The organism is Rhizobium acaciae (assembly GCF_025941625.1).
Lineage (GTDB): Bacteria > Pseudomonadota > Alphaproteobacteria > Rhizobiales > Rhizobiaceae > Rhizobium > Rhizobium acaciae.
Genome location: NZ_JAPCZO010000026.1, coordinates 72,666 through 91,310 on the forward strand (window position 1 = coordinate 72,666; position 18,645 = coordinate 91,310).

At 60.6% G+C, this 18,645-nt stretch carries 18 protein-coding genes; 4 read left to right on the forward strand and 14 right to left on the reverse strand.

Annotated elements, in window-relative coordinates:
- Positions 1–130: 130 nt before the first annotated feature.
- The 5 genes from OLZ32_RS31775 to OLZ32_RS31795 form a co-directional block, all read right to left on the reverse strand.
- Complete coding sequence (locus OLZ32_RS31775) at positions 131–916, reverse strand: ThuA domain-containing protein (protein ID WP_017991310.1); 786 nt, start codon at positions 914–916, stop codon at positions 131–133.
- Positions 917–979: 63 nt separating this feature from the next.
- Positions 980–2,005, reverse strand: a complete 1,026-nt coding sequence (locus tag OLZ32_RS31780; protein WP_017991311.1) for an ABC transporter ATP-binding protein — start codon at positions 2,003–2,005, stop codon at positions 980–982.
- Positions 2,006–2,016: 11 nt separating this feature from the next.
- Positions 2,017–2,847, reverse strand: coding sequence for a carbohydrate ABC transporter permease (locus OLZ32_RS31785; protein WP_264396277.1), 831 nt, complete (start codon positions 2,845–2,847; stop codon positions 2,017–2,019).
- Positions 2,847–3,833, reverse strand: a complete 987-nt coding sequence (locus tag OLZ32_RS31790; protein ID WP_003550171.1) for a carbohydrate ABC transporter permease — start codon at positions 3,831–3,833, stop codon at positions 2,847–2,849. Before OLZ32_RS31790 ends, OLZ32_RS31785 begins: the two co-directional genes overlap by 1 nt.
- Before the next feature lie 69 nt (positions 3,834–3,902).
- Complete coding sequence (locus OLZ32_RS31795) at positions 3,903–5,165, reverse strand: ABC transporter substrate-binding protein (RefSeq protein WP_264396278.1); 1,263 nt, start codon at positions 5,163–5,165, stop codon at positions 3,903–3,905.
- A gap of 269 nt (positions 5,166–5,434) precedes the next feature.
- On the opposite strand from OLZ32_RS31795, the gene OLZ32_RS31800 reads away from it, so the two are divergent.
- On the forward strand, positions 5,435–6,448 hold the full coding sequence (locus OLZ32_RS31800; RefSeq protein WP_264396279.1) for a substrate-binding domain-containing protein: 1,014 nt from the start codon (positions 5,435–5,437) through the stop codon (positions 6,446–6,448).
- 122 nt (positions 6,449–6,570) lie between these two features.
- On the opposite strand, the gene OLZ32_RS31805 is transcribed toward OLZ32_RS31800, so the two are convergent.
- The 8 genes from OLZ32_RS31805 to OLZ32_RS31840 all read right to left on the reverse strand — a co-directional run bounded on the left by OLZ32_RS31805 (position 6,571) and on the right by OLZ32_RS31840 (position 14,348).
- The gene (locus OLZ32_RS31805; protein WP_264396296.1) at positions 6,571–7,536 is read right to left on the reverse strand and encodes an ROK family protein; all 966 of its coding nucleotides are present in this window, start codon (positions 7,534–7,536) and stop codon (positions 6,571–6,573) included.
- A gap of 14 nt (positions 7,537–7,550) precedes the next feature.
- Entirely contained in the window at positions 7,551–8,252 is a 702-nt protein-coding gene (locus OLZ32_RS31810) for a ribulose-phosphate 3-epimerase (protein ID WP_264396280.1), read from the reverse strand.
- A gap of 4 nt (positions 8,253–8,256) precedes the next feature.
- Positions 8,257–9,066, reverse strand: coding sequence for an alpha/beta fold hydrolase (locus tag OLZ32_RS31815; protein ID WP_264396281.1), 810 nt, complete (start codon positions 9,064–9,066; stop codon positions 8,257–8,259).
- Positions 9,063–9,908, reverse strand: a complete 846-nt coding sequence (locus OLZ32_RS31820) for a sugar phosphate isomerase/epimerase family protein (protein WP_264396282.1) — start codon at positions 9,906–9,908, stop codon at positions 9,063–9,065. Before OLZ32_RS31820 ends, OLZ32_RS31815 begins: the two co-directional genes overlap by 4 nt.
- Positions 9,908–10,984 carry a Gfo/Idh/MocA family protein gene (locus tag OLZ32_RS31825; protein ID WP_222407303.1) on the reverse strand — a complete coding sequence of 359 codons (1,077 nt, stop codon included), beginning with the start codon at positions 10,982–10,984 and terminating at the stop codon, positions 9,908–9,910. Before OLZ32_RS31825 ends, OLZ32_RS31820 begins: the two co-directional genes overlap by 1 nt.
- Before the next feature lie 133 nt (positions 10,985–11,117).
- Positions 11,118–12,263 carry an ABC transporter ATP-binding protein gene (locus OLZ32_RS31830; RefSeq protein WP_020047087.1) on the reverse strand — a complete coding sequence of 382 codons (1,146 nt, stop codon included), beginning with the start codon at positions 12,261–12,263 and terminating at the stop codon, positions 11,118–11,120.
- A 339-nt stretch (positions 12,264–12,602) separates the two neighbouring features.
- Positions 12,603–13,544: a PfkB family carbohydrate kinase gene (locus tag OLZ32_RS31835; RefSeq protein WP_003550160.1), complete on the reverse strand. Its 942-nt coding sequence runs from the start codon at positions 13,542–13,544 to the stop codon at positions 12,603–12,605.
- A gap of 3 nt (positions 13,545–13,547) precedes the next feature.
- Positions 13,548–14,348, reverse strand: coding sequence for a beta/alpha barrel domain-containing protein (locus OLZ32_RS31840; protein WP_028744131.1), 801 nt, complete (start codon positions 14,346–14,348; stop codon positions 13,548–13,550).
- 254 nt (positions 14,349–14,602) lie between these two features.
- Here OLZ32_RS31840 and OLZ32_RS31845 point away from each other — a divergent pair, with 254 nt between their 5' ends.
- Positions 14,603–15,364 carry a DeoR/GlpR family DNA-binding transcription regulator gene (locus OLZ32_RS31845; protein WP_003550157.1) on the forward strand — a complete coding sequence of 254 codons (762 nt, stop codon included), beginning with the start codon at positions 14,603–14,605 and terminating at the stop codon, positions 15,362–15,364.
- A 92-nt stretch (positions 15,365–15,456) separates the two neighbouring features.
- Here OLZ32_RS31845 and OLZ32_RS31850 read toward each other — a convergent pair whose 3' ends face one another.
- Complete coding sequence (locus OLZ32_RS31850; protein WP_003550156.1) at positions 15,457–16,275, reverse strand: sugar phosphate isomerase/epimerase family protein; 819 nt, start codon at positions 16,273–16,275, stop codon at positions 15,457–15,459.
- Positions 16,276–16,557: 282 nt separating this feature from the next.
- Between OLZ32_RS31850 and OLZ32_RS31855 the strand changes: the two genes are divergently transcribed.
- A complete protein-coding gene (locus OLZ32_RS31855; RefSeq protein ID WP_264396283.1) occupies positions 16,558–17,706 on the forward strand; it encodes a Gfo/Idh/MocA family protein in 1,149 nt (382 codons plus the stop codon).
- Positions 17,703–18,638 carry an alpha/beta hydrolase gene (locus tag OLZ32_RS31860; RefSeq protein ID WP_003550154.1) on the forward strand — a complete coding sequence of 312 codons (936 nt, stop codon included), beginning with the start codon at positions 17,703–17,705 and terminating at the stop codon, positions 18,636–18,638. Before OLZ32_RS31855 ends, OLZ32_RS31860 begins: the two co-directional genes overlap by 4 nt.
- Positions 18,639–18,645: the final 7 nt, after the last annotated feature.

Below are 18,645 nucleotides of genomic sequence, written 5' to 3' on the forward strand. Positions count from 1 at the left end.
GCGCCAAAACCGTCGTCTTTCACAAGCGGCAGAGGGTCTTGCCAAATGGAGAGCGACGACTGTCAGCGCAGTGTTTTCCCGGGCCGACCGCACGCGTGGCGTCTAAGCCCAAGGAAGGTGTTTCAGTTCCTCAGCGGTAACCGGCTTCGCCGGCCTGGTGCAGTCTCGGGCCGCGTTCGACGATCGGCTCCAATGCTTTTTCTACCGGGACATTTGGAGCATCGGTAATGCTCTTCAATGCACCCTCAGGGTTATGGGCCCACTTCACGCCGTTGATCAGCACCTTCTGGACATTGACGTCGTGATAGGTCGGATAGGTCTCGTGGCCGGGGCGGAAATAGAAGATGTTGCCGGCGCCACGGCGCCAGGTCAGGCCAGAGCGGAACACTTCGCCGCCCTGGAACCAGGAGATGAACACCGTTTCGAGCGGTTCCGGCACAGAGAACTGCTCGCCGTACATTTCCTCGTTCTCAAGCTCGAAATGCTCGCCGATGCCGGCGGCGATCGGATGGCGCTGGTTGATCGTCCACAGTCGCTCGCGCTCACCCGCCTCGCGCCATTTCAGCGCGCAGGGCGTACCCATCAGCCGCTTGAAGATCTTCGAGAAATGGCCGGAATGCAGCACCAGCAGGCCCATGCCTTCCCAGACGCGCTTGGCAACACGCTCGACGACGACGTCGGAGACCGCGCCGTGATCCTTGTGGCCCCACCAGGTCAAGACGTCGGTCTCAGTAAGGCGGGCTTCGCTGAGGCCGTGTTCCGGCTCCTGCAGCGTCGCCGTCGTCGCCGAGATACTTGGATCGGTGTTTAGCGCATTGGCGATCGTCGTGTGCATGCCCTCAGGATAGATCCCCCGGACGATCTCATTGGTAGTCTCGTGGATATTCTCTCCCCACACAACGGTGCGAATGGTCACGTCGTTCTCTCCTTATAGTTAAAAACGGATCGAGCCTTGGGAGGAACATCGACCCTGGGAAAATCAGGCAGCCCGCATGGATGCTCGCTCAAGCGCCCGGCCCGACCGGTCGAAACGGTGAACGTGGCCGGCAAGTGGTACAAGGCCAAGTGTTTGGCCGGGCGCGTGGCGGGAGACACCGGCTTCCCGCACGACGAACGGCTCATCCGCCCCGATATCCAGATAGACGAAGCTATCGGCGCCGAGGATTTCTGAATGGATGACCGTGCCGCTCCAAACGGGCGACTCGGGCGTGATGCGAACATGCTCTGCGCGCACGCCAATCGTATGGCTATCATAGGGTTGCGCCAGCCCGCCCGAGAGGAAATTCATTTTCGGCGAACCGATGAAGCCGGCAACGAAGACCGAATTGGGGCTTTCGTAAAGTTCCAGCGGCGTGCCGATCTGCTCGACGACGCCGTCCCTCAACACGCAGATCCGATCGGCGAGTGTCATGGCCTCGACCTGGTCATGGGTCACATAGATCATCGTCGTGTTGTGCATGCTGCGATGAAGCTTCGCGATTTCCAGCCTCGTCGCGACGCGAAGCGCCGCATCGAGGTTGGACAGCGGCTCGTCGAAGAGAAAGACCTTGGGATCGCGTACTATCGCCCGGCCGATTGCGACGCGCTGACGCTGCCCGCCGGAAAGCTGTCGCGGCAAGCGGTCCAAGTAGGGTGAGAGCTGCAGCATGCCGGCGGCCTGTTCAACACGCTGGCGGCATTCGTCTCTGGTGCTCCCGGACAGTTTCATGCCGAAAGCCATGTTGTCGAAGACCGTCATATGCGGATAGAGCGCGTAGGACTGGAACACCATGGCGATCCCCCTCTTCGACGGCGCGTGCTGGTTCACCGTCTTGTTGTCGAAGGAGAGGGTTCCCGACGTGATGTCCTCGAGCCCAGAGATAAGCCGCAGCAGCGTGGACTTGCCGCATCCCGACGGCCCCACGAACACCATGAACTCGCCCCGGCGGATGTCCATCGTCACGCCTTTGATCACCTCGAAAGCGCCGAAGCTCTTGCGGATATTCTCCAGTCGGATTTCTGCCATGTCCTACTCCCTCAACCCTTGACGCCGCCGGCGGTCAGCCCCGAAATGATCCGGCGCTGGAATATCAAAACAAGCACGACGACCGGCACGGTGACGATCACTGAAGCCGCCATGATGTTGCCCCAGGGAATCTCGAATTCGCTGTTGCCCGAAAGCAGGGCGATCGCAACCGGGACGGTTCGCTGCGTATCCGACGATGTGAACGTCAGCGCGAAAAGAAACTCGTTCCAGGCAGTGATGAAGGCGAGCAGCCCCGTCGTCACCAGCGCCGGCCACATCAACGGCATGAACACCTGGGTGATGATGATCCATGGTGAGGCGCCGTCGACGATCGCCGCCTCCTCGATCTCGATCGGCAATTCCCGCATGAAGGTCGTCAGCACCCAGACGGTGAAGGGGAGCGTGAAGATCATGTAGGAAAAGATCAGCGCGAAGGGCGTGTTGAAGATGCCGATCCAGCGGATGAGTTCGAAGAGGCCCGCAAGAACGGCAATCTGCGGAAACATCGACACCGAGAGGATGGTCAACATCAACAGTGCCCGCCCGCGGAAGTGCACCCGGGCCAAAGCGAAGGAGGCGGTGATCGAAAGTAGCAGCGATGCTGAAACCACGACGCAGGCGATCATCGCAGAATTCGCCAGACTGCGGACGAAACCGCCCTGGCCCATCACGGAAGTATAGTTGCCGAAGGAGATCGAGGTCGGCCAATAATCGACCTTGAAAAGGGCCGTGCCGGTCTTCAGGCTCGTGAGGATTGCATAGTAGAACGGAAATACCGCAATGATGACGATGATTGTGACGAGCAGGTAGAAGAGCGTATTTTTGGCGATCGAAAGCAGCATCAACGTTCCTCCCCGCCGAGCTTGACGCGACCGAGCCAGATATAAAGGACGGTTACGGAGGCAATGATGAGGAAAAGTACCGTTGACGCGGTGGCGCCGTAGGCGAACTTGTCGAAGTCGAACAGGTTCTCGCGCGCCATGACCGACATGGTCTTCGTCTGCGCATTGTTGGGTGTCAGAACATAGATCAGGTCGAAGATGCGCATCGCATCCAGCATCCGGAAGATCACGGCAACCATGATGGCCGGTCGGATCAGCGGCAGCGTCAGGCGCCAGAAAACCTTGACCGGATTGACGCCGTCGATCTTAGCAGCCTCATAGATGTCTCCCGGAACCATCTGTAGTCCCGCAAGAATCAGAAGCGCCATGAAGGGCGTCGTCTTCCAGACATCGACGATCAGCACTGCGATCATCGCCGTTTCCAGATTGGCGGTCCAGGCAATCTTCTCGCTGATAAGACCGAAGCCGAGCAGAATATCGTTCAGAATGCCGAACTGATCATTGAGCATCCAGGCCCACATCTTTGCTGAGACGATTGTTGGGATCGCCCAAGGAATGAGGATTGCGGCCCGTACGATCCCACGCCCGACGAACCGTGCGTTCAGCACCAAGGCGACGATCAGCCCGAGCACGGTCTCGATTACCACCGAAAGGACGGTAAACTTGGCAGTGTTCCAGACGGCATTCCACCAGACCGGATCGGCAAGCAGCCCGCGAAAGACGGTCCTTCCGCTCTTCAGTGTCACCCACGACAAATAATTGTCAAAGCCGACGAACTGCGCATTACCAAGGTCGTTCAGCGACGCATTCGTAAAACTGAAATAGATCGTTCTGAACAGCGGCCAGCCAGCGACGATTGCCAAGATCAACAGCGTCGGCGCCAGAAACATCCATGCCGATCGAATGCGCTCGGACCGCAACTCCGTGGTGGCTCTGAAATGGGAAACCCTGGGCTTGACTGCTTGTGGAACTACGATTTCGCTCATGAAACGTCTATCCCTCGTTAGCGCGTCCGAAGACCCGACCGACGGCCTGACAGCCGCCGGTCGGAATACTCACCAAGCGTCTCCTCTGAGGGTCGTTAGGTCGGCTTCGAGAAGCTCGAGGTTCTCGGCAGCCGAGCCGCTGCCTGACAAGGTATTGTGCACTGCAGTCCAGAACTTCGAGGACACCTCGTTGTACTTTACCTTGGCCGTCGCCGAAGGGCGTGGCACCGCGTCCTGGAAAATGGGTTTCCAGTTCGGCATGAAGGGCTGCGCGGCAGCGACATCCTTGTCGTCATAGAGATCCGTCAGGGTCGGCAAATTGGAGAGTTCGATGGCACGTGCCTTTTGAACGTCCTTCGACGCCAGGAATTTGACCAGCGCGACCGCTGCGTCCTGCTTTTCGGAATATTTCGAAACCGCCAGGTTCCAGCCGCCAAGTGTCGAAGACGGCTTATCGCCGACGGCCGCAACCGGTAGCGTCATCACGTCGAACTTGCCCTTCACCGCGCTGTCGGCACCGTTTCCGAGAGAATAGGCATAAGGCCAGTTGCGCATGAAGACGGCGTTGCCGGTCTGCCAGACGCCGCGCGATTCTTCTTCCTGATATGCGAGCACCCCTGGCGGTGAGATGGTGCCAATCCAGCCCTTGGCCCGTTCTAGCGCTGCTGCCGCCTTCTCGTTATTGATCGAGATCGTCCCGTCCGGCTCGACGATCTGGCCGCCGCCCGACGACTTCACCCATTCCAGTCCGTTGCAGGTAAGCCCTTCGTAGGAATTGCCCTGGAAGACGTAGCCCCAGAGGTCCTTCTGTCCGGCCTGGCGTTCTTTATCCTGAATCTCTTTGGCGGTTGCGGCCATCTCGTCCCAGGTCTTCGGCGGCTGTTTTCCATATTTCTCCAGCAGGTCCTTTCGGTAAAACAGCGCCGGAGCATCGGTAAACAATGGCAGCGCCACAAGCCGGCCATTGACAGTCTGAGACGCGACGATCGACGGGAAGAACTGGCCGACCACGTCCTTGGCTGCCTCCTTCAGATCGACGAACTGGTCGGCAAGCTGCGGTGCCCAGATAACATCAGTCTGATAGACATCGACGTCCTTGTTTCCAGCAGCAAGCCACAGGCGATATTGAGAAAACTGCTCGCTGCTCGATGACGGCATGGTGACGAGCTTGACCTGATTACCGGTATTCTTCTCGAAAATTGCGAGCTGGTTGTGAAGGAATTCGACGTTTTTGCCGGTGGTATTTGCGGCAAACGAAATTTCAGCGGCACGGACAGAGCCGGCAGCGATAGCGACGCTGAGTGCCGACAAAGCTAAAGCAAACTTTTTCATGATCTCCTCCCAGAAATTGAAATCGATTTGGCCACCAAACCATTGCAGAAGGTCACAGAGGCGTCAAGCCATCACGATTAACGATCCTCAGTTGTATTCCGATGAGAGAAAGCCAGATATACAGTGATTGGGGGTATTTTTTGCCCCTGTAAGCAGAGATTCAAAGCAACAAAATTGAAACCGATTTCAATTTTTGGCCGGACTGGTACTTGCCCGTTGCGCATCGCCAACGCTTCGTCCATTGATTGCCGGGACAAAGAAGACATCCGATGAAACTTCGTGAATTTGCAAAGCAGCTTGGGCTCTCTCCGACGACGGTCAGCCGTGCGCTCAGCGGTTATCCCGAGGTGAGCGAAGCCACGCGCGCCCGGGTTGCGAGCGAAGCAATGCGGCTTGGCTATCGCCCCGATATCAATGCCGTGCGGCTAAAGACCGGGAGAGCCGGAGCGATAGGCGTCATGATGGCGCGTTCGGGAGAAATCCATTTCGCTGAATTCATGTCGGGGATGGCGCAGCGTCTGGAAACGGCCGATACCGATATTCTCATCACGCCTATTACCGCGCACAATGATGACGACGAAATGCAGGCCTACCGACGCCTGGTCGAGAGTCGCCGAGTGGATGCAGTGATCATTCATTCGCCTCGCCCCAAGGACCCGCGGATCGAGCTGCTGAACAGCCTGGGTCTGCCTTTCCTGGTTCACGGCCGCTCGGAGACCGAGCACGTTCACGCGTGGCTCGATATCGATAATGAAAATGCCGTGCGTAGAGCCACCGAACACCTGTTCGATCTCGGGCACCGGCGCATTGCCATGATCAATGGCCTGCGGGGCAAGACGTATTCGATCCATCGCGAACATGGTTTTCGGATTGCCCATCAGGAGCGTGGACTCGTGGTCGATACCAACCTGATGGTCTGCGATAAATTCTCCGACGAGAGCGGCTTTCGTCATGCCCGCTCTTTTCTGGAGAGCGCGAATGCGCCGACCGCCATCGTTGCCGGTTCCACGATGACAGCGCTTGGTGTTTACCGTGCCGTCCGTTCGCTTGGGATGACGGTGGGGCAGGATGTGTCGGTTATCGCCCATGACGACGTTTTCCCTTATCTGATGGCAGAAAGCATGGTGCCGTCGCTCTCGACAACACGATCGTCCATGCGTGCCGCGGGCATGCGCTGCGCTGAGCTAGCGCTACAGCTTATCGCTGGACGTGCCGTGGATGAGGTCCACGAATTGTGGCCAGTCGAACTGATCCTGAGGGAAAGTACCGCCCCGCCGCCCTGACGAAGAGCAACCTCTCGATACGGAAAGGGGACATCGACTAGTTTGACTTAGACCCTGTCGCACAAACCGTTGCCGCGTTTCCAGGGGCCTTGCGCCGACGCACGCAGGATCGGCCTGCTTTTCTAAAGCTGATCGACCGCAGTGACCTTGCCGGTCAGAAACGCCAGAGCCGCTGCGCCGACGAGGCCCGAGTTCTGGTCCAATGCCGCCAGCATTACCCTGACATCCTTGAATGCCGGCATCGCCCATTGCGTGATGTAGCCTTGAATGCCCGGTTGCAGCCGGTCGAACTCGTGGGAAAGCCCGCCTCCCATCACGATGATATCGGGACTGAAGATATGGATCAGGCTGGTGAAGCCGCGACCGAGAATTTCCGCTTCCTCGTCAATCAGTTGATTTGCGAGACGATCGCCATCTCTTGCGGCCGCGAAAACGCTGCGGCTGTCGATGGCGCCGCCATCGCTGCCTATCGTCGTCCCGCTGGATTCCATAGCCCGCATTTGGGCGCGGCGCGCAAAGGCCGTTCCGGATCCGTAGGCCTCGAAACAACCCCTGTTGCCGCAGGGGCAAAGCTCTCCGTTCGGCACGACCGACATGTGCCCGACATGGGCTGCCATGCCCTTGCGGCCGCGCACGACGCGACCGTCCGACACAACCCCACCGCCAATGCCGGTGCTCACGGTGACATAGACCAGATTATCGAGCCCCTTGCCGGCTCCGAACTGCCACTCGCCGATGGCAGCGGCAATGGCATCGTTCTCGAGGTCGACCGGAAACGGAAACCGCTTCTGCAATTCCGCCTTCAGCGGAAAATCGACAAAGCCGGAGAGCGTCGGGATATTCGAGGCGACGCCCGCGACCGTATCGAGTGGACCCGGAGCGGATACGCCGACGCCCACCACCGAGGCAGGGTTCGATGCTGCAAGCAGTCCATCGGTCAGGCCGCAGATTTGGGCGAGCACGCGGTCGGGGCCCGCCAGCGCATCCGTCGGTTCGGCTGCACGTGCCAGGATCCTGCCCTGCTCGTCGACGAGGGCAGCGCGCACCTGCGTCCCACCGAGGTCGATTCCAATGGCAATCTGCTGCATGCGAAGACCATGAGTTAGAGTGCGCGCACCCATGCCATCCGCTCGTCGAGCGACGGCGCGTTGAAAGCCAGGGAACCGAGGACGACCGTTTCCGCACCCGACTGGCGCAGAAGAGGCACGGTGTGCTCGCGAATACCGCCGTCGGCCGCCAGCACGATCCGATGCGCCGCGCCGCAACCGGCGATGATCTGCTTTGCCTGCTGAAGCCGCGCTCCGGCTTTTTCGTCGAGACCCTGGCCCTTCACGCCGATCGCCGTGCCGAGCAGCGTCACAAAGCGCAGCCGGGAAGCGTATTTCTCGACGCGTTCGACAGGGGTATCAACCTTCAGCACCATGCCGGCTGCGACGCCGCGGCGATCGAGAAGATCGAGAGCTTCAGCGGCGACACTTTCGTTTTCAACATGAAGACTGATCAGATCGCTGCCCGCATCGGCGAACTGCTCGATCTGCGACAGGAGGATGCTGTCGGCGACCATCAGGTGAACGTGGATCGGGCGCGCGGAAACTTTGCGCACACCTGCAACAAGATCGGGGAAAAACAACATTGCCGGCGCGAAATGGCCATCGGCGACATCGATGTGGAGGATGTCGACGTAAGGATCGACACGCGCCAGATCATCCGCCAGACGTACGAGATCGGCCGACCAGACGGAGAATTCGGCAATCAGGCGGTCCTTCGGAAGATCGGCGATCCAGGTCTTGGAGGGGGTCGTCATTGTTTCAGAGCTCCTTCAGAAAATTGCCCATGGCAAGCCGGAAGTCGGCGACGTATTGCGCACGGCTCTCGGTCTTCGATGTGATCTGCACCAAACGCGCGCCGGCAATCCGCTCGGCAAGAGCACGCGCATGGCTGAGAAGATGAATGCTGTCCCGATCATGGCCGATGACCAGCGTCGGCATGGAGAGATTGCCGACCTCTTCGTCGGTCACATGAGGACCGTCATTGGAAATCCGGGTGAGCAGTTCGGCGGTCACATCCAAAGGCGTGCGGGAGAAAAAGCCGGCAAGCGACGCCAGATTGTCCGGCGCCTCGGCGGCGAGCCGCACGCCCACCGGCCCGGCGAGGAATGCGGTCTTTGCCTCATCCGGCGGCAGAGTTTTCAAAAGCCGCCCGACCTCGGCGTTGGGTGCCATATTCTCCGGCGCGGATGCCGTCAGCCAGGCCGGCCTCGCGATGATCAGAGCCTTGACAAGATCGGGCCGCTTGACCGCGAGGCGCAAGGCGATCGCAGCACCCATCGAGATGCCGCCGATCACGATCGGCGGCGTAAGGTTTTTCTCGATATAGGCGGCGATATCATCGCAGAAGGTCGCAATCGACAACTGCTCCAGATTGCCGGCCCGGGAATGGCCGTGGCCGCGCGCTTCGATGGTAACCCGGCGAAAACCCGCGTCGAGCGGAAAGACTTCATCGGTCTGCGCCGCGTCGCCGCATAGACCGTGCTGGAATATGACGGACGCGCCTTCGCCCGCCATATCGACATTGAGAATGGTTCCATCGCTGGTTTCGAACGGTTGTGCCCGTTTCATCGCCCTGCCCCCACAGCTTCGCCGCCGAGACTGTTCTTCAGGAAAGTCGCCACACCGGCCGCCTCCGCGGCCGAAAGACCATGCGTGACGAGACTGCCCTTAAAGCCAATCGCCTTGAGACGGCCGAGATAATGCGCGTAGTCGAGGACACCCTTGCCGGCGGTCGCAAAACTACCGTCCGGATTGCGATCTTTCGCATGCGCCATCACGATCCGATCGGCCAGAAGGTCGATGGCGGAAGACACAATGCTCCGCTGTTCATCCAGCGTCGCCACCTCGAAGAGATTGGCCGGATCGAGTACGATCTTGATGCGGGGGCTCTTCAGGGCCGCGATCAGCCGGTAAGCCTTCTCAGCCGAGTTGACGACATTGGCAAGCTCGGGCTCGATGCCGAGATCCACGTCATAGCGCTCGGCGATCTCGATGGCCGCCCCCATGGCCTCGAGGAGATCCCGCCAGGCCTCCGGCGTGTCGTTGTCGGCATGCGCCTTCCACTGGTCGATGGGATCGCGCGTGCCGGTGCAGAGCGTGATCAAGGTCGTCGACATGCTGGTGCTGCGCTCGGCCAGCGTTGTCAGTCTGCGAAGGCCGGCCTCGCGAACGGCGGGATCCGGATGGATCATGTTGAAGGTGCCCGAAACGGCAACGATTTCGACGCCGCTGCTCAGCGCCGCTTCGCCGACTGCGCGGGCCTGGGCTTCCGTGATGATCTCCGGCATCGGCGAAAGGCCCGAGCAGGCCATATTGTATTGTGCGCAGGTGAACCCGGCGCCAGCGACCGAGTTGAGAACGGTTGCGGGTTCCGTTCCCTCGAAGGTCTTTGCGAAGATGCCGAGCTTCATCACACGCCACCCGTGACGTCGGACAGCGCAACCGCCTTGCCGCTTTCGACGGAGCGCGCAACCGCGACCATGGCCCGGACGGATGCCAGGCCATCATCGATATCGGCGCCTTCCATCACCGCGCCATCCAGAATGGTGCGGGCGAAGCCCTCGACCTGACGGCGATAGAAATGGCCGTCGGCACCGAGAACGCGATGGGTGGCGCCGTCTGCTTCCCGGAAAATGTCCACCTCGCTGGTCTTGTAGTACCATGGGTTATAGGTCTTGCCCAAAATGCTGCCGTTCTTGCCGTAGATCTGGAAGCCTTCGTGCCAATCCATGCGCACCTGGACGGTAAGATCGAGATGGCCGAGCGTGCCGGAGGCAAATTCCACATCCACGAACCAGCACCAGATACCGGCGCGCTCGGACAGACGAGCGTTGACGGAGACGATGTCGCCGGCGAAATACCGTGCCGTGTCGATCAGATGGCAACCATGGGCAAGCATATAGTAGCGCCGCAGATCGGCCTTCGGATTGGTGGAGGGTTTCTTCGCATTGGCGCTGGTGACGATCAGAGGCTGGACCGCATCGGTCATCGGATAGCGGTGCGTGCTGTCGCAATACCATGCTTTGAGAGCGACCATCTCGCCCATTTCATCGCGGATGAAGGATTTGGCAGCTTGGAGCCCCGCGTCGAAACGCTTCATGTGCCCGACCTGAAACACCTTTCCCGACTTGTCGACTGCGGCCTTCAGTTCAAGGCATTCCTCGATGGTGACGCCGACCGGTTTTTCGCACAGCACATGTTTGCCCGCCTGAAGGGCGCGAAGAGAAGCCGGGACGTGAAAGGCATCGGCCGTCGCGATGACCACGGCATCGAGGTCGGGATCGGCCAGCATCTGATCGTAATCGCCATAGGTTTTTTCCGCCCCGTGGGTGATAGCCATGCGTTCGCGGAGATCCTCGGCGACGTCGCAAATCGCATAGAGGTCGGCATTGGCTGCCTTCGTGCAGCTCTCGAAGTGCGCGGCCTGGGCAATCTGGCCCGCTCCCAACACGCCGATGCGGAGACGTCGTTCCTGTTTTGCTGGCATCGATAAGCCCTTTGGATCGGATATTGAAGATGAATGCTGGTTTCGGCGTCGGATGGAATGCTTTCAAGACATCGAACGTCGCCGGCGTCTTCTGGCCAGACCGCCACCGGCGTGTCGGCTCTCCCTCGTCACTTCACAGCGCCATATGTGTTTGAGGATTGAAAAAGTGAAGTTTCGCCGGGTCGATGGCCAGATCGATCGATTGGCCCGTCTCGACCGCGCTGACCGCTTCGAACCGCGCGACGGCGTTGGCGGCCCCGCTCAGGTCCTCGACGGCATCGGGATCGCCCGAGTCGATCCGGACCGCGTCGATCTTCAAATGCACGATCAACTCAGAGCCGAGCTCCTCGATCGACTTTACGACAACCGGGATCGTCGGATGGGAGGCTCCCGACGGCAACCGGCTGTCGTAGAGGTCTTCGGGCCTGACCCCAAAGATCACATCCTTTCCCTCGAAAGCGGATAGACCGGGAGCGCGCTCGAAGGCGCCGCCGGACAAGGGAATGGAGAAGCCCGGCAGATGGATCCGTCCGCTCGCTAGACGCCCTTCGAAAAGGTTCATCGACGGCGAACCGATAAAGCCCGCGACAAACGCATTGACCGGGCGGTGATACAGAGCCTTGGGTGTATCCACCTGCTGAAGTACACCGCCCTTCAGCACCGCGACCCGATCGCCCATGGTCAGCGCTTCGGTCTGGTCATGGGTCACGTAGATCGTCGTCACGCCCAGCTGTCTCTGCAGGCTGGCGATCTCCGCCCGCATCTGAACACGCAGCTTTGCATCGAGGTTGGAGAGCGGTTCGTCCATGAGAAATGCCGCAGGCTCGCGGACCATGGCGCGGCCCATCGCAACACGCTGGCGCTGGCCGCCGGAGAGCTGCGCGGGCTTGTTGCCCAGCAAGGGCTCCAGTTGCAGGATCTTGGCGATCTCATGCACCCGCTTGGTGCGTTCGGCCTTGTTCTTTCCGGCCAGCTTCATCGAAAAGGCGATGTTGTCGAAGACGGTCATGTGCGGATAAAGCGCATAGCTCTGAAAGACCATGGCAATGTCCCGGTCCTTGGGCGCGAGATCCACGACGTCCTGACCGCCGATGCTCAATGTTCCGCTGCTGATTTCCTCGAGCCCGGCAATCATCCGCAGAGCGGTCGATTTTCCGCATCCGGACGGCCCGACCAGAATCAGAAACTCGCCATCATGGATCGTCAGGCTCAGATCCTTGATCGCATGGTAGCTGTTTCCATAGGTCTTGCAGATCTTGTCGAGTACAACCACAGCCACGTCTCGTCCTCCCGTACCAGTTCGGATCATATCTTCAGACGGCGCTCGCGCCGTCTCCGATCCTTTCGACAAGAAAGCTCAGGCCTGAGCTTCAAAGTCAATCAAAGAATCGAGGATAGTTCGCCGAAGATCACCAAACGTTTCCAATATCTATTTGAAAAATATAAATGTTTTGAGCGAAATTAAAAATCAAATGCGGAATTATATTTTTTACCGCGCGTAACTTTTATGGTTGAAGTTGCAGCCGTTGAGAGATCGCTCAGTGCGATTCAATGACACGTGACCCGTGAGGCTCTGTTGGGGCGGTCGACCGGAGCCAGCACCCATCGCCGCCCGCGCTCATTCTTGACATCCGGAAATCGGGAGCGGCGCGGGCGCATTCTCCGCCGCCATCCATGCCATGCACGTCTGGTGATCTGGCAGGCCTCTGCGCCCTCCCCGTGCGGTCACCGAGATGGCGGCCGCCGCCGTGGCATAGGCAGCGCAATCAAGCGGGCTCTTACCCCTAGCGAGGGCAAGGGCGTAGGCACCGTGAAAACAATCACCGGCGCCGGTCGTGTCGACCGCCTGTACCTGATAGGCCGGCATATGCCACCGGGTGGCATCGCCCTTCTGGCGGAGGTAGGTCCCTCGTTCGCCATCAGTCAGAACAACCGCGGACCGATCCTTTGACCAGAGCTTATCCAGGATCATCGTTGGATCACCCTCGCCGGTGTACTCCCGTCCGAAGGCAATCGGCAGCACCAGGTGATCTGCGAAAGCCAGGATCCGGTCGGTCGCGGCACCGACCGTCCATTCGATATCGGCTATCACGGCTAGGCCCAAGGCGCGTGCGCGCGCCACGACACTTTCCGAGTGCGTGGCATAGCCATCGATCAGCAGTACCGGGGCCTGCATCAGAACGTCGTCGGGCAATGCATCCGACGTGCCGTGCAGCACATCGTCGTCATAAGCGATGAACCGGTCGCCGTCGGGACCGACCGTGATCACGGAGCGGATCGGCGCGGCATCCGCGTGGCGGGGAGCCAGCGATATGTCGACGCCGTCTCGTTCGAGCTCGCTGCCTGCCACGTCGGCCGTTGTCTCATCGCCGAGCCAGCCGATGAAGCCGGCCTGACCGCCGAGCCGGGCGACGGCAACAAGGGCCGTCGCCACGTTGCCGCCATGGTCCGTGGCGCGCTTCGTCAACTTCCCCTTGCCGGCCGTCAGCCCCCGATCGACATAGATGATGTCATCGATTGCCAGGGCGCCGAAGCCCAGAACCTGGAAAGGGCGCGACACGTCTCAAGCACCGGCCGCCGCCAGCGCATCCTCCGGCGCCATCCCATTGTGAATGACGAATTTGAAGGCGCGCGCGGCCATGGTCGTATCGCCGTGACCCCAGAGGTTGCGTCCGACGACCGCGCCTTTGGCCCCAGCGCGCAATGCTTCCGACGTCTGGACGAGCGCTCCGAGCAGCGTATCGGTCTTCGGGCCGCCGGCGATCACGACCGGGATCGGGCAGGTCGCAACGGTCTCGCGGAAGGACTCGAAGTCGCCGGTGTAGCCGACCTTGATCACGTCGACGCCGGCCTCGAAGCCGATGCGCACGGCATAAGCGATTTCATCCGGGGTGAACACGATCTTGCCGCCGTCGGAGAAATCGCGGGGATAGACGTGGGCGACCACCGGCATCTCGAAGCGGGCAGCGGCGTTGACAGTATCGGTGAGCCAGCGGATATACTCGCCTTCGGTGGCGCCGCGCACGGGAATGGCGACAGCCAGAGCGTCCGCACCATAACGCACCGCGTCCTCCGGGGTCGCAATGAGCTGGCGAATACGGTCGTCGGCGGTGAAGCAACCGCCCTGAATGACGAGCGCTGCCTTTCCGGCATATTCCGACCAGAGGTGGCGCGCCGCGCCAGGCTGGATGCTGATGTAGTCGGGGCCTCCCGCCATGACGCGTCTGAGCGCACCCGGCAGGTCGGCAAGCCCGCCCTCACGCACATTGCCGTAACCGACAAAATGATCGACGGCGCCTCCGAACAAATGACCCGATGGGTTCGAAAACAGGCGTGCGAGGCGGATTTTGGTTCCGAGACCCATGGCGAGACTTCCTTTGTGATTGCCGACTTTGTGCAGGCTTGCGATTGCCGGCGCCGATGCTGGAAAAACCCTAACTCGAAAACAAACAAACATTCAATATTTCGATTTCTTTCGTTTTTGCAGGAATGATGAATTTTTGACGTGCATTTTCGTCATTGAACGGTTATTTCTGCAGCAAGAGCCATGGAATAAGACGGCGAACTTTCGTTTTTCAAAAGTCGCATTGTTGCATATAACGGCAGTCGGGATCACATATGCTTGCAGAGCAGAGGCGGCAGCAGATCATGCTGGAACTTCAACGGGTCGGCCAGGCACGCACCCGCCAGCTCGCGGAATTCTTCGAGGTCTCGGAAGTGACGATCCGCTCCGATCTCGAAATCATGGACGCCAAGAAGCAGCTGATCAAAACGCATGGCGGGGCAATCGCCCTGCCGTCCGACTCGCCGGCAGCGGCCTTCGAGGAACGCATGCAACGCAATTTCGATGCGAAGCGACGCATCGCCCAGATGGCTGCGAGACAGATCATCGATAACCAGTCGATCGTCTTCGACAGCGGCTCGACGCTGCTACAGGTGGCCATGCAGATGCCACCGGTCAACAACGTCGTGGTTGCGACAACGGCAATGAACATCGCCCAGCATCTGATGTACCGGCCAGGGCTCGACGTGCACATGATCGGCGGCCGCGTGTTTCCCAGCACCGTGAGCACGATCGTACAGGACTCCGACAAAGCGGTCGGCGGCCTCGTCGCCCACCAGGCTTTTGTCGGCGCCCACGCGATCGATCAGGCCTTCGATGTCGTCGATGTCTCCGAGGACGTGGCACGGACCAAGCGCAACCTGGTTCGGATGGCCCGGCGTGTTGTCCTCGTGGCGGATTCGAGCAAATTTGACATCGGCGCCTCCTCCAAAGCCTTCTCGCTGTCGCGCGTCGATCTGATCATCACGGACAGCAACATGCCGCACAGCATTCGCCACCGGCTGGACAAGCTGGGCGTGGAGGTTCGCTACGCGTGACCTGCAGTCAACCTCTCCACTTTAGAAGAGATCCGGGAGGAGCTTGGGCGCCGACCGGTGGCTTCGGCCGACGCCGGGGAAAACAAGATGTGTTAGAAGCCCAGACGTCGAAGCGTTTCGCGGTTCTCGCGAACGGCGGCGGCAGGATCGGTTCCGGCATGGTCCGATTCTTCTTCCACCACGATCCAGCCGATAAAGTTCGGTGCATCCTGCACGGCCGAAATCACGGCAGGCACGTCGCAGACGCCTTCGCCCAGCATCGCCCAGATCCCGCCGGCGTCGACATCCTTCAGATGCACGTAGCGGATCCGGTCCCGGTGGGCGGCCAGCGTATCGCCGATCGGCTGGCCGCCACGCAGGATATGGCCGGTATCCGGCACCCAACCCACTTGTGTATCCAAGAGAGCAAACAGCTGATCATAGTCGTTCCGCGTGAAGAGCAGCGTATTGTGGTGCGAGGAAGGATGGACAGCTACAGTGACGCCAGCCGACTGTCCGATCTCGGTCGCACGATTGTAGCACTCGGCCGCAATGGCGAACTTCTCGTCGCGCGGACCATCCGAGACGACCGTCGCCGACCCCATCGATATCATCGCGTCGGGAAAATTCGCCGCGAAATCGACCCATCGCCGCGCCGTGTCGAGATCGGAGGCAATCTTTTCCGCCACCGTGAAGCCGCTGGCGGAGCCGAAGGCAAAGGAAACCAGCGCCAAACCGGCATCCGTCAGGGTGCGGGCAAAGTCGGCAGGCTTGAGCGCGTAGTGACCGATCATCGTGTCGGTGATTTCGATACCGGCATATCCGCCATCAGCGATGGCGCGCACCAGATCGTCCGGACCGCCGCCCCAACCCGTACCCAGCATCTCCCAGGTGAATGTTTGGCAGCCGATCTGCGGCTCAGCATTTTTCATATCGCGGTCCTGACCTATTCGTTGATGACAGCCGATACCGAAGCCGGCGGCTTCCCACGCGGGCAATCCTCGGGGGCTTCGCCGGCCTTGCCAAACTCCTTCCGCCTGGAGAGGCGGCCGAAGACCGGAACGGCGGGCTCTTCAGCGGGGATTGCGACGCCAGCGTCTTGCCATTACGTACGGTCAAATGTTACCGTGCGTCAATATATTTTATTCCTTGCGATTAAAATGTAACGCACCCCTCAACCCTTCGCACCCGCAACGGCAAAATCAGGTTCTTAGATGACACAGACCAATGGTATGAAACTCAGGATCGGCGTTGTGGGATGCGGCAACATTTCGCTCGCCTATATGCGCAACGCGCCGCTGTTTCGCGGCGTCGAAATCATCGCCTGTGCAGACCTCAACGCCGACGCCGCCAAGCGGCGCGCGGCGGAGTTCGATCTGCGCGCGGTTGACGTCGATAGCCTCATCGACGACAGGAACATCGACCTCATCCTCAATCTGACGATCCCGGCCGCGCATTTTGACGTTTCGATGCGGGCGCTGTCGGCGGGCAAGCATGTCTTTACGGAGAAGCCGCTAGGCATCACGGCCGCGGAAGGACGCCGGCTGGTGGATGCCGCCGCCGTAAAGGGCCTCATGCTCGGCTCGGCGCCAGACACGTTCCTGGGAGCAGCCGGACGCCATGCCCGGCGGCAGATGGAAGCCGGCGCCATCGGCAAGCCGGTGACTGGAACAGCCTTCATGATGGGGCGCGGCATGGAGCACTGGCATCCGGATCCCAGCTTCTACTACCAGGCCGGCGCAGGCCCGGTCATGGATATGGGGCCCTATTATCTGACGATGATGATCAATCTGATGGGGCCGATCCGCCGTGTGCAGGCCGTCGCCACAAGCGGGCAGGAAGAGCGGCTCATCACCGCCGAGGGGCCGAAACAGGGCACTACATTCAGGATCGGTACGCCGACCAGCGTGCTTTCGCTGCTGGAATTCGATTGCGGCGCCACGGTCACCTTCGGCAGCTCCTGGGACGTCTTCCGCCACTCCAACCACCCCATAGAGCTCCACGGGACCGAAGGCTCGCTGCGCCTGCCCGACCCCGACAATTTCGGCGGCTCCGTCGCGCTCTCCAGCCGTGGCGCTCCCTGGCAGGAAACGGATACATCAGGCGAACTCTTCGGTGCCGTCAACTGGCCGATCGCAGCGCCGGATCGTGCCAACTACCGCATGCTTGGTCTTGCCGATCTCGCACGCGCAATCATCGAAGGCCGTGCGCCGCGTGCTTCGGGCGATCTCGCGCTGCATGTGCTCGAAGTCATGGAAGCGATCCTGCGTGCAGGTGAATCCGGTGTCGCCCAGACAATTCCGGGTATTGTCGCGCAGCCAAAAGAATTGCGGGAAGACGAAGCGAGGAGTTTGCTGGCATGACACAACTGGATGAATCCGCCAAACGCGCGCTTGCATGGCCTGGCGATCCGCAAACGCCGGTCGAAAGCTGCACGCCGGCGCTGGCGCGGCAGCAATATCTGGATAGTTTCGCAGACATCCAGCGGCCGCTCGAAGACGTGGTCGAGACCCTGGAAAGGCATGTGGGCGCCATCCGGTTGAAGATATGGCGCGGCCGCGCTGCGCCGCGCCAGGGCGCGCCGGCCTTGCTTTATCTCCATGGCGGCGGTTTTGTGATCGGCGCGCCGGAAACCCATGAGGATATCTGCCGGACGCTTGCCAATATGGCAGGCGCCGTCGTGGTTTCGCCCGACTATCGCCTGGCCCCGGAACATCCCTTTCCTGCTGCCATTGACGACTGCGCCGCCGCACTCGTCTGGATGACGGAGCAGGCTGATGCGCTCGGCATCGATCCCTTGCGGGTTGTCGTCGCTGGCGATAGCGCCGGTGGCAATCTGGCCGCCGTCGTCGCCCTGCTGGCGCGGGACGGACAGGTGCCGGCTGTCATCGGACAGGTGCTGATCTATCCGGTGACCGACCAGTTGCAGACAAGCGACAGCTACTCACGTTACGAAGAGGATTTCGGCCTGACGGCAGCCGCTATGAAATGGTTCCGAGACCACTATCTGCCGGACGCCGCGAGCCGGTCGGACTGGCGAGCCTCGCCGGTTAACGCAGCATCGCTGGCGGGCGTGGCGCCGGCCCTGGTGATCCTTGCCGGATACGACGTGTTGTTCGACGAAGGGGCCGCTTATGCCGAGCGGCTCAGCACCGAAGCGAAGGCAACGACCCGGACCTGGCCCGGACAGATCCATGGCTTCGTATCGAAGAGACGGGCCATTCCGGAGGCGCAAGAGGCCCTGGAAGCCATCGCAACGGCATGGCGCGCCATGGACCCTGCGCTTGCCCGTTAACGCGGAA

Excerpts from the sequence above, each read along its gene's own strand:
- OLZ32_RS31805 (WP_264396296.1), bottom strand. The coding sequence starts at position 7,536 with ATGCAGCAGATTGCCATTGGAATCGACCTCGGTGGGACGCAGGTGCGC.
- OLZ32_RS31815 (WP_264396281.1), bottom strand. The coding sequence starts at position 9,066 with ATGAAACGGGCACAACCGTTCGAAACCAGCGATGGAACCATTCTCAAT.
- OLZ32_RS31785 (WP_264396277.1), bottom strand. The coding sequence starts at position 2,847 with ATGCTGCTTTCGATCGCCAAAAATACGCTCTTCTACCTGCTCGTCACA.
- OLZ32_RS31860 (WP_003550154.1), top strand. The coding sequence starts at position 17,703 with ATGACACAACTGGATGAATCCGCCAAACGCGCGCTTGCATGGCCTGGC.
- OLZ32_RS31780 (WP_017991311.1), bottom strand. The coding sequence starts at position 2,005 with ATGGCAGAAATCCGACTGGAGAATATCCGCAAGAGCTTCGGCGCTTTC.
- OLZ32_RS31790 (WP_003550171.1), bottom strand. The coding sequence starts at position 3,833 with ATGAGCGAAATCGTAGTTCCACAAGCAGTCAAGCCCAGGGTTTCCCAT.
- OLZ32_RS31840 (WP_028744131.1), bottom strand. The coding sequence starts at position 14,348 with ATGGGTCTCGGAACCAAAATCCGCCTCGCACGCCTGTTTTCGAACCCA.
- OLZ32_RS31820 (WP_264396282.1), bottom strand. The coding sequence starts at position 9,908 with ATGAAGCTCGGCATCTTCGCAAAGACCTTCGAGGGAACGGAACCCGCA.
- OLZ32_RS31800 (WP_264396279.1), top strand. The coding sequence starts at position 5,435 with ATGAAACTTCGTGAATTTGCAAAGCAGCTTGGGCTCTCTCCGACGACG.
- OLZ32_RS31825 (WP_222407303.1), bottom strand. The coding sequence starts at position 10,984 with ATGCCAGCAAAACAGGAACGACGTCTCCGCATCGGCGTGTTGGGAGCG.
- OLZ32_RS31855 (WP_264396283.1), top strand. The coding sequence starts at position 16,558 with ATGACACAGACCAATGGTATGAAACTCAGGATCGGCGTTGTGGGATGC.
- OLZ32_RS31845 (WP_003550157.1), top strand. The coding sequence starts at position 14,603 with ATGCTTGCAGAGCAGAGGCGGCAGCAGATCATGCTGGAACTTCAACGG.
- OLZ32_RS31810 (WP_264396280.1), bottom strand. The coding sequence starts at position 8,252 with ATGACGACCCCCTCCAAGACCTGGATCGCCGATCTTCCGAAGGACCGC.
- OLZ32_RS31850 (WP_003550156.1), bottom strand. The coding sequence starts at position 16,275 with ATGAAAAATGCTGAGCCGCAGATCGGCTGCCAAACATTCACCTGGGAG.
- OLZ32_RS31795 (WP_264396278.1), bottom strand. The coding sequence starts at position 5,165 with ATGAAAAAGTTTGCTTTAGCTTTGTCGGCACTCAGCGTCGCTATCGCT.